General features: G+C 67.1%; 14 protein-coding genes. 2 read left to right on the forward strand and 12 right to left on the reverse strand.

The window, feature by feature from the left end; translation table 11 throughout:
* Positions 1–20: 20 nt before the first annotated feature.
* Together J1M43_RS13040 and J1M43_RS13045 are read left to right on the forward strand one after the other, a co-directional pair.
* Positions 21–2,261, forward strand: coding sequence for a cation-translocating P-type ATPase (locus J1M43_RS13040; RefSeq protein ID WP_206476964.1), 2,241 nt, complete (start codon positions 21–23; stop codon positions 2,259–2,261).
* Between the two features lie 110 nt (positions 2,262–2,371).
* Positions 2,372–3,673 (forward strand): serine/threonine-protein kinase, encoded by a 1,302-nt coding sequence (locus J1M43_RS13045; protein ID WP_206476965.1) that lies wholly within the window; start codon positions 2,372–2,374, stop codon positions 3,671–3,673.
* 49 nt (positions 3,674–3,722) lie between these two features.
* Here J1M43_RS13045 and J1M43_RS13050 read toward each other — a convergent pair whose 3' ends face one another.
* The 12 genes from J1M43_RS13050 to J1M43_RS13105 all read right to left on the reverse strand — a co-directional run bounded on the left by J1M43_RS13050 (position 3,723) and on the right by J1M43_RS13105 (position 14,233).
* Positions 3,723–4,433, reverse strand: coding sequence for a ThuA domain-containing protein (locus tag J1M43_RS13050; protein WP_018022987.1), 711 nt, complete (start codon positions 4,431–4,433; stop codon positions 3,723–3,725).
* Positions 4,434–4,474: 41 nt separating this feature from the next.
* Positions 4,475–5,572, reverse strand: a complete 1,098-nt coding sequence (locus tag J1M43_RS13055; protein ID WP_018022988.1) for a Gfo/Idh/MocA family protein — start codon at positions 5,570–5,572, stop codon at positions 4,475–4,477.
* 200 nt (positions 5,573–5,772) lie between these two features.
* Positions 5,773–5,946, reverse strand: coding sequence for a hypothetical protein (locus J1M43_RS13060; protein ID WP_018022989.1), 174 nt, complete (start codon positions 5,944–5,946; stop codon positions 5,773–5,775).
* Positions 5,947–6,102: 156 nt separating this feature from the next.
* Positions 6,103–6,999, reverse strand: a complete 897-nt coding sequence (locus tag J1M43_RS13065; protein ID WP_018022990.1) for a carbohydrate ABC transporter permease — start codon at positions 6,997–6,999, stop codon at positions 6,103–6,105.
* 36 nt (positions 7,000–7,035) lie between these two features.
* Positions 7,036–7,992, reverse strand: a complete 957-nt coding sequence (locus J1M43_RS13070) for a carbohydrate ABC transporter permease (RefSeq protein WP_026159504.1) — start codon at positions 7,990–7,992, stop codon at positions 7,036–7,038.
* Between the two features lie 21 nt (positions 7,993–8,013).
* On the reverse strand, positions 8,014–8,919 hold the full coding sequence (locus tag J1M43_RS13075) for a phosphodiesterase (protein WP_206476966.1): 906 nt from the start codon (positions 8,917–8,919) through the stop codon (positions 8,014–8,016).
* A 33-nt stretch (positions 8,920–8,952) separates the two neighbouring features.
* On the reverse strand, positions 8,953–9,708 hold the full coding sequence (locus J1M43_RS13080; protein WP_018022993.1) for a tyrosine-protein phosphatase: 756 nt from the start codon (positions 9,706–9,708) through the stop codon (positions 8,953–8,955).
* Entirely contained in the window at positions 9,705–11,069 is a 1,365-nt protein-coding gene (locus J1M43_RS13085) for an extracellular solute-binding protein (RefSeq protein ID WP_206476967.1), read from the reverse strand. Before J1M43_RS13085 ends, J1M43_RS13080 begins: the two co-directional genes overlap by 4 nt.
* Positions 11,070–11,110: 41 nt before the next feature.
* Positions 11,111–12,253 (reverse strand): ABC transporter ATP-binding protein, encoded by a 1,143-nt coding sequence (locus J1M43_RS13090; RefSeq protein ID WP_018022995.1) that lies wholly within the window; start codon positions 12,251–12,253, stop codon positions 11,111–11,113.
* A gap of 101 nt (positions 12,254–12,354) precedes the next feature.
* Positions 12,355–12,504 (reverse strand): hypothetical protein, encoded by a 150-nt coding sequence (locus J1M43_RS13095; RefSeq protein ID WP_206476968.1) that lies wholly within the window; start codon positions 12,502–12,504, stop codon positions 12,355–12,357.
* A gap of 18 nt (positions 12,505–12,522) precedes the next feature.
* Positions 12,523–13,296, reverse strand: coding sequence for a MurR/RpiR family transcriptional regulator (locus J1M43_RS13100; protein ID WP_018022997.1), 774 nt, complete (start codon positions 13,294–13,296; stop codon positions 12,523–12,525).
* 91 nt (positions 13,297–13,387) lie between these two features.
* A complete protein-coding gene (locus J1M43_RS13105; RefSeq protein ID WP_206476969.1) occupies positions 13,388–14,233 on the reverse strand; it encodes a metallophosphoesterase in 846 nt (281 codons plus the stop codon).
* Between the last annotated feature and the right edge of the window lie 70 nt (positions 14,234–14,303).

Genomic DNA, 14,303 nt, shown 5'->3' on the forward strand with positions numbered 1-14,303 from the left:
TGTCACGAGAGGAGTCTGCGATGAGTGTGTCCGGATCGAGTGTCGAGTTGGAGATCGGCGGCATGACGTGCGCCTCGTGCGCGATGCGCATCGAGAAGAAGCTCAACAAGCTCGACGGCGTCGCCGCGACGGTCAACTACGCCACCGAGAAGGCGAAGGTGACCGTGCCCGCCGGATACGAGGCCGCACAGCTCATCGCCGAGGTCGAGAAGGCCGGATACACCGCCGCGGTGCCGGCGCCCAAGAACGCGAAGACCACCGAGGCGACGGATGCCGATCCCGAGCTCGCTTCGCTGCGCCAGCGTCTGATCATCTCGATCATCCTCACGGTGCCGGTCATCGCGATGGCGATGATCCCCGCACTGCAGTTCACGTACTGGCAGTGGGCGTCGCTGGCGCTCGCGGCACCCGTGATCGTGTGGGGCGCATGGCCGTTCCACAAGGCCGCCTGGACCAATCTGCGCCACGGCGCGGCCACCATGGACACGCTCATCTCGATGGGCACTCTGGCCGCGTTCCTGTGGTCGCTGTACGCGCTGTTCCTCGGCTCGGCGGGCATGCCGGGCATGACGCACCCGTTCGAGTTCACGCTCTCGCGTTCGGACGGCACGGCGAACATCTACCTCGAGGTCGGCGCCGGCGTGACGATGTTCATCCTCGCCGGCCGTTACTTCGAGAAGCGCTCGAAGCGCCAGGCTGGTGCGGCCATGCGGGCGCTCCTCGAGCTCGGGGCGAAGGACGTCTCGGTGCTGCGCGACGGCGTCGAGACCCTCATCCCGGTGGACGATCTGCAGGTCGGCGACGAGTTCATCGTGCGTCCAGGCGAGAAGATCGCCACCGACGGCGTCGTCGTCTCCGGCACGTCTGCAGTCGACGCCTCCATGCTCACCGGTGAATCGGTGCCCGTCGAGGTCGGGCCGGCGGATGCCGTCACCGGAGCGACCGTCAACGCCGGAGGACGACTGGTGGTGCGCGCCACGCGCGTCGGCACCGACACCCAGCTCGCGCAGATGGCGCAACTGGTCGAGGACGCGCAGACCGGTAAGGCAGAGGTGCAGCGTCTCGCCGATCGCATCTCCGGCGTCTTCGTACCGATCGTCATCGGCATCGCCGTGGTCACGCTGGCCGGATGGCTCATCGCCGGGTTCCCGGCCGCTGCGGCGTTCACCGCCGCCGTCGCCGTGCTGGTGATCGCCTGCCCGTGCGCACTCGGCCTCGCCACACCCACCGCGTTGCTGGTGGGCACCGGCCGCGGCGCGCAGATGGGCATCCTCATCAAGGGCCCCGAGGTGCTCGAGTCGACCCGCAAGGTCGACACGGTCGTGCTCGACAAGACCGGCACCGTCACCACGGGGCGGATGGCTCTCGTCGACGTCGTCCCGGAGCCGGGGACGGATGCTGATGAGCTGCTGCGCCTTGCCGGAGCGCTGGAGGATGCGTCAGAGCATCCGATCGCCCAGGCCATCGCGAAGGCCGCGACCGCGCGTGTCGGCGCTGCACAGGTCGGCACGCTCCCGAGTGTCGAGAGCTTCGCGAATGTCGAGGGCAGGGGCGTGCAGGGCGTCGTCGACGGGCACAGCGTGATCGTGGGACGGGAATCGCTGCTCGCCGACTGGGGCCTCGCGCTCTCACCCGCCGTCGCCGAGGCGAAGGCCGCGGCCGAGAACGACGGGCAGACCGTCGTGGCCGTCGCGTGGGACGGCGCCGCCCGCGGCATCCTCATCGTCGCCGACACGGTCAAGCCGACCAGCGCCGAGGCGATCGCGCAGTTGAAGAAGCTCGGCCTGCACCCCATTCTGCTCACCGGCGACAACGAGGCTGTCGCCCGGCGGATCGCTGCCGACGTCGGTATAGACGAGGTCATCGCCGAGGTGCTCCCGAAGGACAAGGTCGACGTCGTGGCACGGCTTCAGCGCGAAGGCAAGGTCGTCGCGATGGTCGGCGACGGCGTCAACGACGCACCCGCGCTGGTGCAGGCCGACCTCGGCCTCGCGATGGGCACGGGCACAGACGTCGCGATCGAAGCATCCGACATCGCCCTCGTCCGCGGCGATCTGCGCAGCGCCGCCGACGCGATCCGCCTGTCGCGCAAGACGCTCGGCACCATCAAGTCGAACCTGTTCTGGGCCTTCGCATACAACGTCGCCGCGATCCCGGTCGCCGCGCTCGGAATGCTGAACCCGATGCTCGCGGGTGCGGCCATGGCACTGTCGAGCGTGTTCGTCGTCGGCAACAGTCTGCGGCTGCGGGCGTTCCGATGATCCGCCTCCAAGCACGTCGGGCGATGCGTGTCAAGGCGGAAGACGACGCGGCGCGGAGTTCGTAAGGTCGGCGGAAGTGCGGTACCCGAGCCGCACGACATGGAGTGGCCATGGGTGCGATCGACGAGCATACGACCGAGCTTCTGCTGGACGGACGCTACCGGCTGGGGCCCTGCCTCGGTCGGGGCGGGATGGCCGCGGTGTACCGCGCTGAGGACACGATCCTCGGGCGCACCGTGGCCATCAAGCTGCTCGGCACCGCGGACGAGGCGTCAACCGATGATCGGGTGCACGGCGAGACCACGGTTCTCGCGTCTCTGAACCACCCCTCGCTCGTCACGCTCTACGACGCGAGGCTCGACCCCGGACATGCCCGCTACCTTGCGATCGAGTACGTCGACGGGCCCACGCTCGCATCACGGCTCTCGCAGGGACCGCTCTCCGGTTCGGAGGCGGCCGCTCTCGCCCGCGATCTCTCGGAGGCTCTGCAGGTCGTGCACGACGCGGGCATCATCCATCGGGACATCAAGCCCTCGAACGTGATGCTGGCGCGCACGTCCCGGCGCGGATCCGGGTGGACCGCGAAGCTCATGGACTTCGGCATCGCGTACAACGTCTCCGATGCGCGGGTGACTTCACCGGGCGTCGTCATCGGCACGGCCGCGTATATGGCGCCCGAACAGGTCAGCGGGGCCGAGCTCACTCCTGCGGTGGACATCTACTCGCTGGGGCTCGTGCTCATCGAAGCGCTGACAGGCGAGCCCGCGTTCCCCGTGATGGGAAAGGTGCCGACGGCCCTCCGTCGGCTCTCTGAGGCTCCGGAGATACCCGCTTCGATCGGGCCGCGCTGGGGAGCGCTCCTCACGCGCATGACGCGCGTCGCACCCGAGGAGCGCCCCTCAGCACGGGAGGTCTCGCAGGCGGCCGTGATTCTGGGCGGCGGTCCACCGCTCGAGCAGTCAGCGCGCCAGCCCCTTCCGCCCGCCCTCACTCCGATCGTGTCGGATGATCAGCCCACCGGACCGACCAAGGAGATCACCGTTCCCGCTGAGCCGTCGTCGCCAGCCCCGCCCCACCGCGCGCGGAGGCTACGCAGGGCGGCACTGGCGGCCATGGCTGTTGCCGCGGCGGCGATGATAGCCATCGCAGGGTTCTCGACCTTCGCGCTCGCACCCGACTCCGCAGGGCGTGTCGCCTCACGGATGTCCGCCGACGAAGTGTTCACGCCACCGACCCCCGAGACTGTCGAGCCCACGGAGTCGGAGCAGACGGGCACCGAGTCCGAGTCCGACCCCGCTGATGACTCCGTCGAAGATGTGGGCGATGACGAGCAGAAGTCGAACCCCAACAAGGGCCCGGGCAACAACTCCGGCGACCGGAAGGATGACAAGGACGACGAGAAGGGCAAGTGACGTGATTCCGAGCGGCCGTGCCGCGGGATGCCCTCTTGGTCGCGCTCGCCTAGCTCGTGCGCGCCGCCCTGCTGGCCCACAGCATCCCGCGCTCGACGATCGTGCGCACGTTCGGGTCCTCGAGCACGTCGACGCTGTGACCAGGGGTCGCGACGAAGACGCGGCCTGCGCCCCACTGCCGCGTCCACACCGCGGGTGACGTCACGGGCCGATGCCACGGGTGATACGGCTGAACCGGGTGGGTCGTGGTCGCGAGAACGTCGATGAGGTCATCGTGCAGCACCCAGTACTGCTCGGTCGTCAGCGAGAAGTCCGAGATGCCCGCGGTGATCTCGTGCTCGCGTCCGAGCTCGGTCATGTCGACCGTGTACGACAGGTAGTTGTCGGTCTCGTCGCCGGGGCGCTCTGCCGGCGGACGCCCTGGGTGAGTGGCGAACTGCCCGCCGATGAGGTGCAGGTAGTCGGAGTTCGCTCGATACGAATCGGCGATACCGCCGTGCCAACCGGCCAGCCCTGTCCCCGCCTCGACGGCGGAGCGGAGCCCGGCGAACGCCTCCTTCGAGATCTCCGACATCGTCACGGACTGCACGATGAGGTCGGTCGCGGCCATCACCTCGGCATCCGCGTAGATCTCGTTGGACTCCTCGACGCGCACGTCGAATCCCGACTTCTCGAGGAAGGGGAGGAACAGTTCCGTCGTCTCGACGGGGTGGTGCCCCTCCCAGCCGCCACGGACGACGAGTGCACGTCGATCGGTCATGAAGTCTTTCCTTTCACTGCCGCCGTTGAGAATGCCAAGATCTACCACCGATCCGGGGACGAACCGGCCGGGACGGATTCGGGTCGCTCGGCAGTGCTCGTGAGCTCCACCACGCGACGCTCGCGTCCGGCCGACAGCACCGCCTCCATGATCTCGAGCACGTGGAAGGCGAGCGCGCCAGAGGCCCTATGCGGGCGCCCGGTCTCGATCGCCCGGGCCATGTCGGCAAGACCCGCACCGCGCCCTGTGTCGGCATAGCCGCCGGAGACGGGAGCGACCCTCCACTCGGGGGCGTCCTGGGTCCAGACCTCAGTCGCGTCGTCGAAGCCGTTCGGGTCGCCCACCGAGATCGTTCCCGCCGTTCCGTAGATCTCGATCATCGGCGCCCGCGTCTGCCAGATGTCGAAACTCATCGTGACGGTCGAACTGACGCCGCTCTCGTGGAACAGGATGGCGGAGATGTGCGTGTCGATCGCCACATCGAGCGGAGTGCCCTGCAACGGACCGCTGCCGATCGACCGACGGCGATCCGACGTGCTCACGGATCCGGCGACCGAGACGACCGGTCCGAACATCGTGACCAGCGTCGTCAGGTAGTACGGGCCCATGTCGAAGAGCGGCCCACCGCCGGGCTGGTAGTAGAACTGGGGCGACGGATGCCACGACTCGTGCCCCGGCGACGACCAGTGCGCGGAGGCGCCCACGGGCGCGCCGATCGTGCCGGCATCGAGAAGGTTCCGCGCCGTCTGCACGCCGGTGCCGAGCACGGTGTCCGGTGCCGAACCGACACGGAGGCCGGCGGCATCCGCCGCTCGCAGCAGTTCGGCGGCCTCGGCGACGTTCAGGCCGAGCGGCTTCTCGGCGAACACGTGCTTTCCGGCGGCGATCGCGCGCAGCCCGACCTCGACGTGAGCCGCGGGGATCGTCAGGTTCAGCACCGCGTCGATGCGATCGTCCGCAAGAAGGTCGTCGACGCTGAGCGCCTCGACGTTCTGCTCGATCGCGACGGCGTCCGCGCGCTCCGCGTTGACATCCGCGACCGCCACGAGCTCGAGGTTCGACAGCTTCGGGATCTGAGCGAAGTACTGCTCGGCGATCTTGCCGACGCCGATGACGCCGATCCTCATCGGAGTGGTCATGGATGTTCCTTCAGTTCGGCGCACGACCGCCGTCCTTCATCTCGCGGCGGTCGTGCCCGCGACGACGAGCGACGTCGTGAGGTTCATGTGGAAGCCATGCAGGTCGCCGATGAACCGATTTGTTGTCGGCTCCGACAATGCATGACGTGACCAATGTACCGAACTTCGAACGGTGGGTCCGATTCACCCGCAATCGCCGCTCACGGCAGATCAGCCAGGTCCACGTCCTCGTCGTCTTCGTCTTCGTCTTCGTCTTCGTCTTCGTCTTCGGACGTCCCTGTACTCGGACCGAGGTCGGGGTCGACGTCCTGACCGGGCAGCACGCCGTCCTCGTCGGGCATGGCGCCTTCTTCGTCGGGCAGCGAATCGGACATGGTGTTCTCCGTTCTGGTCGGAATCAGTTGCCACCAGAGTCGCGCTGCCCGGCCATTTCGCCATCCCCGTTGACACACAACCTGGCGCCGTGACTCGCACAAGAAATCACCCGGGTCATCAGGGAACGGAGACGCGCCCCGCGATCTGCGGCGTCCCTACTTCAACCCTGATCGCACGAACGCGTCGACGACGTAGCGCTGAAGGAAGATGTAGATCAGCAGCACGGGGACGCACGCGAGACCCGCAGCCGCCATCGTCGCGCCCCAGTTGTTGCCCTCCGCCGAGAGGAAGCTTCGCACTCCGACCTGGATGAGCGCATCGCCCTGCTTCATGATGAGCGCCGGCCAGAGGTACTCGTTCCATGCCGAGATGAATCCCATGATCCCCAGTGCCGCGAGCGCGGGCTTCATGTTCGGGACGACGACGGTCCAGAGCGTCGACCAGCTGCTTCGGCCGTCGAGCTGGGCCGCCTCGAGCAGTTCGCGCGGGAACGATCGCATGTGCTGCACCATCAGCAGCACGGCGAACGCACCCGCCAGCTGCGGCACGACGACGCCGCCGATCGTTCCCAGCATCCCGAGCTGGGACACGAGCAGGTAGTTCGGGATCATCGTGACCTGGAAGGGTACGAGCCAGGATCCGATGAAGAGGAACATCAGCAGCTTCTTTCCTGCGAAGTCCCATACGGCGAAGCCGTAGGCGGCGAGCACGGCGATGAGCAGTTGCGCCGCGGCCAAGAGCAGCGACATCACGAACGTGTTGCCGAGCATGCCTGCGATCGGGATCGTGTCCCAGACGTACGCGAAGTTGTCGAGGCTCAACGGCCAGGGCAGCAGAGTCTGATCGAGGGCGTTCTCCGGTGCCCGCATCGCGGTCGCGAACATCCAATAGACGGGGAAGATGCTGAAGATCGCGAGTCCGATGAGAATGATGTGCCCCACGATGACGCCTGTACGGCTCTTCGAGCCGACCGCGAGGTCGTCCGTCTTCGACTGCACCTTGTTACGTGTCCCGGAGACGGCAGCGGGGAGCGGGATGGTGACGAATGCCATGATTCTTGTCTCTCGGTGGTGAGGGGAGCGCTGGGCTCAGTTGTCGTAGAAACTCAGCCGGTCCTGCAGCTCGAGGAACACGAGCGCGATGACGCCGAAGCCGATGAAGAAGATCACACCGGCCGCGGCCGAGATTCCGGCGTCGAAGTTCTGGAAGCCGAACTGGTAGAGCAGGTAGTAGATGTTCGTGGTGGAGTTCGTCGGTCCGCCCTGGGTGAGCAGGTCGATGATCGGATACGTCCATTGCGCGGCGAGCAGAATCGTCATGAGGGCGAGGAACACGATCGTGGGCGAGAGCAGCGGAAGCGTGATCTTGCGGGTGATCGCCCCGTTGCCGGCTCCGTCGAGCGACGCGGCCTGTCCATATTCAGGGCTGATGCCCGCGAAGCCCGCCGCCACCACGAGCACGCCGAATCCGAGCATCTGCCAGCCGACGATGACGACCACGGCCCAGATGGCCAGGGTCTCGTCACGGAAGACGTTCGGCATGTCTATGCCGATGGCGGCGAGCACCGTGGCGAAGGCCCCCTGCTCGGCGAACAGCCAGCGCCACACGGCGCCGGTGGCTACCGGGGTCACCAGGAACGGCACGAAGATGAGCGCCTGGTAGAACGTACGCATCCGCCCCTGCACCTGCTTCGCCAGCATCGCGATGACGATGGGCAGCACCAACGAGAACACCAGGAACGCCGCGACGTACACGACGGTGTTGGTGATCGCCGTGTGCAGTTCGGGCAGTTGCGCCACCTCGACGTAGTTGTCGAAGCCGACGAAGGTCTTCGGGCTGGTCGGCAGTAGATTCCAGTCGTAGAACGACAACCCGAACGTCTGCACCAGCGGGCTGTATGTCCAGAGGATGAGGAACGCCACTCCGGGGAGCACGTAAAGGTAGGGGGCGAGTGCGCCGGGGCGGATCCTACGCCGGGGCGTCGGCGTCGGATCCGCTTCGATCGCAGGCGCAGTTCCCGAAGGAGCGGAAACGGCAACGAACATGAGGTTCTCTCCTGGTGGGTGTTATTCCGAGGCCGCGGCGTCGACCGCCGCCAGCTGCTCGTCCGCGCTCATCCGGGCGAACTCGGCGAGCGCTTCCGGGGTCATCTCGTAGACGGTCGGGAACTCGCCGATCGGCACCACGGAGTGCAGTACGCGGTCGCCGTAGACGTGGACGAGGTTGTACGACTGACCGCCGTCCTGACCGCGAGCGCCGGGGTAGATGACATTCAGGTCCTGCGTGTAGCAGGTGGCGGAGGCCACCGACACCGGGACGCCGGCGAATGTGCTGTGCGTCGAGTAGTGCAGATGACCGCCGAGGATGCCGCGGACGTCGGTGCCCTGGATGACCTCGGCGAAACGCGCCTGATCCTTGAGTTCCACCAGCGCGATCAGACCGACCGGGCTCGGCACCGGCGGGTGGTGCAGGGCGATCAGCGTGCCGTCGGGCGCCGGAACCTCGAGTTCGCGGGCGAGCCATTCCAACTGCTCCTCGCTGATCTCTCCGTGGTGGTGGCCGGGGACCGTCGAATCCAGCGCGATGATGCGCAGTCCGTTGATGTCGAAGACACGGTCGATGGGTTCGGACTGCTCGCCCTCCTCGCCGAGCAGGCCGCGCCGGAACGCGACGCGCTCGTCGTGGTTCCCCATCACCCAGATGACTTCGGCGCCGAGCTTCTCCGCCGCGGGCTCGACGATCGCCTTGAGGCGCTCGTACGCGTCGGGGCGGCCGGTGTCCGCGAGGTCACCGGTGAACACGATGGCCTCGGGTCGAGCGTTCGACTTCGCGAGACCCTCGAACAGCTCGATGAGGTTCTTGTCCGAGTCGATCCGCTCGTGCAGCAGGTCGCCGTCCGCGACGAAGTGGGTGTCCGAGAGATGCAGGATGTAATGGTCGGGCGCCGGATGCTGGCCTTCGATGTGCGTCATGAGTTCTTCCGTTCGGTGGTGTTGTATCGGGGGTCAGTCGATGAGGGCGGCGGTGAGACGGTCGAGCTCGTCCGATGTCAGCCCCTGCGCGAGCAGGTAGCCAGCCATCGATCCGTACTCGCGCTCGATCCGCTGGAGGAGCGCTGCCATGATCGGCGCCGGGCTCGCAGTGACCAGATCGACGACATCTGGAGTGAGTTCAACGCCGCGGCTCGTCACCGTGTGCAGCATCGCGTCGGCCCATTCGCCGCGCAGGTTGTCTGCGGTCTGCGCGTAGTCGGCCACGACGTCGTCCAGCTCGACGCCCGCTGCCCGCAGCGCGAAGGCGATCACGAGACCGGTGCGATCCTTGCCCGCCGTGCAGTGCACGAGCACGGCCTCGTCCGCGCCGACGTCGGCGATCACTCGCACCGCCGCCGCGAGCTGCGCGCCCCGCTCATCCACCATGTGGTCGTAGAGCGGGCCGAGTGCGATCGCGCCGATGGCCTGCGCACCGGGCGCAGCATCGTCGAACACCGGCAGATGATGCACTCGGGCGTCCAGGCCCTCGACGAGGTTCTGGGCGCTGAGGCTCTCCTGCGTACCGCGAAGGTCGACGATGTGGGCGATCCTGAGTTCTGCGAGCCGCGCACGGCCCGCGTCATCCAGACGGTGCAGGGCGTCGGAGCGGAACAGCGTGCCCCAGCGGGAGGTACCGGTCGCGGCGCGGTAGCCACCGGTGTCGCGCAGGTTGTACACGCCCTCGACGATGTGGCGCCGGTCCGGGGAGAGGATGTCGGCGGCGCTCATTCGATCAGTCCCTGCGCACGCTCTGCCGCCTCGGTCATCGCGGTCTCGGCGTCGCCGCCGTAGTAGATCGACTCCTCAATGGCAGTCGCGAGAACCTGGTCGACCTGCGCATAGCTGTCGCCGGGATAGGACGTCCATGGCTCGAGCGCATCGAGCTGTTCCAGGTTGGGCTTCACCAGCGGGTTCTGCTCGACCCAGTCGTACAGGGAACCGCCCTCCTCCGTCAGGGAGTTGCGCAGCGGCAGGTAGCCGATCTCGGTGGAGATGAGCTCGTAGGCACGATCGCTGGTCATCCACTGCATGAGCTCCCACGATGCCGCCTGCTTCGCGGGATCGGTGGCGAACAGGGCGAGGAACGATCCGGAGTTGGTCGGCACGACCGCCTGGTCGCCGAACGAGGGCAGCGTGCGTGCGCTCAGCGCCCATCCGCCGGCCTGCGAGCCCTGCAGGAACGCGCCCTGCAGCGCCGAGGTGTTCACGTGAATGGCGGTCTTGCCCTGCGCGAATGCCTCGTACTGTGCGACGGATGCCTCGTTGGTGAGGATGCCGTCGTCGAACATGCCGCGGAACGTCTCGACGGTGTCGATCGCGGCATCGGAGCCGAACCCGATCGTGGAACGGTCCTCGCTGAGGACCTCGGCGCCGTTGGAGGCGAAGAGGCCCTGCATGCACCAACTGCCGCCGGCCACGAGGCACGTCACGCTCAACGAAGGGGCACCCGATGAGGCCGTGATCTGCGCGGCGGCAGCGGCGACGGCATCCCATGTCGACAGGTCGACGGTCGCCGGATCGAGGCCGGCCGCCTCGAACTGCGCCTCATTGATCCACAGCACCGGCGTGGAGAAGACGTAGGGCAGGCCGTAGGTCGCGCCGTCCCAGTCGGCGAGCACCTGGGCGCGCTCGTGATACGGGTGCTCACCGCCGAACTGCTCCTCGAGCCCCTCATCGCCCACGAGCGCGCTGAGGTTCTGCGCGCCGAGGGTCGTCGCGGCGAAGTCGAGCTCGTTGAAGGTGAGCTGCGCGATGTCCGGCGGATCGCCCGCGAGCAGCTGCTGCTGGACGCTGGCCGCCGTACCTGTGCTGGAGTCGCTGGGCTCGAAGTCGCTGGGCTGACCGACGACCGTGATGTTCGGATGCTCTGCCATGAACTCGTCCAGGAGCGTGTTGATCGTGTCCGACCAGATGCCCGCGTTCGAGAGGTTGTACGACTCGAAGACGATCTCGACCTTCTCGTCAGCGGGAAGCTCGGTGAGGGCTCCGGCGGCGTCGGCGTTCGTGGCGCCAGCGCTCGCGCAACCACTGAGGGCGATGCCGAGCAGGGCGAGCGAGGCAAGGCCTGCCCGGCGGGTGCGGGTATTCATTTCGTGGGATCTCCTGATCGAGGTGGGTGAAGGGAAGGAGGTCAGTGGGTGAGGACGGGCTCGGCGACGGGGTCTGCGACGGATGCGGTGGCATCGTCAGGAACCCAGTCCATGCGACGACCGGATGAACGCTCGAAGACGTGGACGTGCTCGGCTGCGGCGTGCAGAGTCACCTGGTCGCCTACCGCGACCTCCACGTCACGGGACGTGCGCATGTGCACTCTGGAGCCGCCGACCACGCAGGTGACGATCTGCTCGCCGCCCAGGTTCTCCACGATGTCCACAGCGCCGACGAGCAGCACTCCGGTTCGGCTGGTGGCCGAGTCCGCGATGTGCAGCTGTTCTGGGCGGATGCCGAGCACGACGTCGAGATCCGGTGTCATCCCCGGCCACAGATCTCCGGCGAGCCCATCGCCGGACACTGAGACGGTGCTTCCGAGAGCCACGATCTGCGCTTCGAGGAGATTCATGGCAGGACTGCCCAGGAATCCGGCGACGAACACCGATTCCGGACGGTCGTACACCTCTTCCGGTGTGCCGAACTGCTCGATGGCGCCGGCGTTCAGCACCACGATCTTGGTGGCCATCGTCATGGCCTCGACCTGGTCGTGGGTGACGTAGACGAACGTCGCACCCAGCTTGCGGTGCAGTGCGGTGAGTTCGTGGCGCGTCTGCGTACGCAGCTTCGCGTCCAGGTTCGACAGCGGCTCATCCATGAGGAACGCCTTCGGGTCCCGCACGAGCGCACGGCCGACGGCGACGCGCTGACGCTGGCCGCCGGAGAGCTCCTTGGGCTTGCGATCGAGCAGGTGACCGATCTCGAGTGAATCGGCGACGTCCTGCACACGTCGTTCGATTTCCGCCTTGCCAAGCTTCTGCACCCGTAGAGGGAAGCCGAGGTTCTTGCGCACGCTGAGATGCGGGTAGAGCGCGTAACTCTGGAAGACCATCGCGAGGTCGCGCTTCTTCGAGGGGAGTTCCGTGATGTCATCGCCGTCGAGCCGGATGCGGCCCGTCGTCGGCTCGAGAAGACCCGCGATCATGCGCAGCAGAGTCGTCTTGCCGCAACCTGATGGGCCGAGCAGGACGACGAAGTCGCCGTCGTCGATGGTCAGATCGATGTCACGGACGGCCGCAGTGCTCTTGAAGCTGCGGCCGATGCCGGAGAGCTGAATGGTGCCCATGAGTCGCCTCCCGCAAGCGGCTTACCTCATGAGCGCTTCTCATGAAATTCGCTTGCGTGGCAATTCAAAGCGCCGGAAGTGAACTCCAGGCGAACGCCGGTTCAACGTTCTGTCGACTCGTTGCGAACAGTGGACTCAGCATCCGCCGGATCGGCATCGGGCGACTCGCCCTCCCTATCCCCCGACTCGGCAATGATGTCGAGAACCTCGTCGCGGATCGCCGCTCTGGCATGTTCGGCAGTCTCATTCATCCGCTCAGCCACCGCAACCTACAATGCGGTCAGGAGCAGGATCTGCACCAGTCCACTGCCGAGCGTCCCCTGATCCCACGCCTGGAAGCGCGCTCCAGCGGTCAGGAGCAGCTCGGCATGCTCGGACAACGGCGAGCGTGCAAAACCGGTCACCCCGACCACTGTTGCCCCTGCGCCAGCGGCAGCCGCAGCGGACGCGAGCGTGATGGCGTTCGCGCCGCTCGCACTGACCACAAGGCACACATCCCCCGGCGAGAGGACGCTCGCAGTGAGCTGTTGCACGACACCGTCGGCCGGCGCCTCGCAGGAGCGGCCGTTCATCACGAAGCTGACCGCCACCGCTTGCGCCGAAGCATGCGAAGCACCCGTTCCGACGACGAGGACACGCGGCGCCTGGGCGATGGCGTCAGCGGCGGCATCGAACACGTCGGCGTCGACCGATGCGAGCGACGTCTGGATCAGTGCCGCTGCGCCGTCCGCGAGCGATTGCAGCCACCCCTTCGTGCCTTCTGTCCTCGCCCCGCCGCCGTGCGCCGCCGCACCGAGATCACGCACGAGCAGCAGCCGAAGGTGCTGGAATCCGCGGAACCCGAGAGCCTGGCTCATCCGGCTGACTGTTGCGGCAGAAGTCCCGGCCGCCTCTGCGAGGTCCGCGCCCGACATCTCGACGACCTTCTCCGGCTGCTCCGCACAGATGAGCGCCACGCGCTGCGCGGAGGGGTTGAGCGAGGGCAGGACGGAGAGGATGTGGTCGATCGTGCCGCCGAGTGGCGGTTCAGTGCGCGCATTCATGTGTTTCGGTCTATCACGTGTCGGTTCCCACGTCGCGACGACGAGGTGAACGAAGTCGCCGCGACGCGGGAAGGTGATGGAGTGATGGCGGTCACGCGGGGAGCGTCACGCCCATCGCATCGAGGGCGATGCGTGCCTGCTCGACCTCCAGGAACTCCGGCTCGACGATGTCGATCGGAGCGCGGAACACAGGCAGCACTCGGTCGTCGAGCTGATACTCGACGACGCCCAGCTGGGTCAGGCCGGGACCGATGACATCCGCAGACACCGCGGTGCGATGCACGAAAGCGGTCGATGGGGCCGAGACCACCACTGCGCCCTCACGCTCGGAGAGCGCGTAGCGGTGCAGATGGCCGCTGCCGAAGGCGCGCACGTCGAGCTGCGCGAGCACGGCCTCGAATCTCGGAAGGGACTGCGGCCCGATCGTCAGATGCGTGTTCTGATACTCGGGTGCGTACGCCCACACCGGCTTGTGGGTGAAGAGCACGACCGGCCGAGGACCGGCCTGTGCCGGCAGCGTCTCGATCCAGGCCCACTGCTCGTCCTCCTCGGGAAGACCGGAATCGAACAACTCGCTGTTGAGGCCCACGATGGCCCAGCCGTCGACGATCTCGACGAAGCGATCGAGGCCGAAGTGCGCGCGGAAGGCCGCGACGCGATCGCTGGTGACGGGGCGATCGCCGAAAGGATCATCGCCCGGCTCGCCGACATCGTGGTTGCCGGGGAGCACGCGCAACGGTGCGACGATGCCCGCGAGCACTTCCTTCGCCGCGACGCGATCACGGTCCTCATCGGGATCGAGAATCGTCACGTCGCCGGTGTGCACGACAAGATCCGGCGCCAGCTCATTGATGAACTCGACGATACGAGCGGCGTTCGCGGTCGGGCTGCCGCCGAGGTAGCTGATGTGCGTGTCTGTGATCTGGACGAGTTTCACCGTGTGCTCCGCATCTGAACAGGAACGCCGCGGGCTGCGACGCCCTCACGCTAGATCGCTCGGATGACCA

The organism is Microbacterium sp. KRD172 (assembly GCF_017168295.1).
Lineage (GTDB): Bacteria > Actinomycetota > Actinomycetes > Actinomycetales > Microbacteriaceae > Microbacterium > Microbacterium profundi.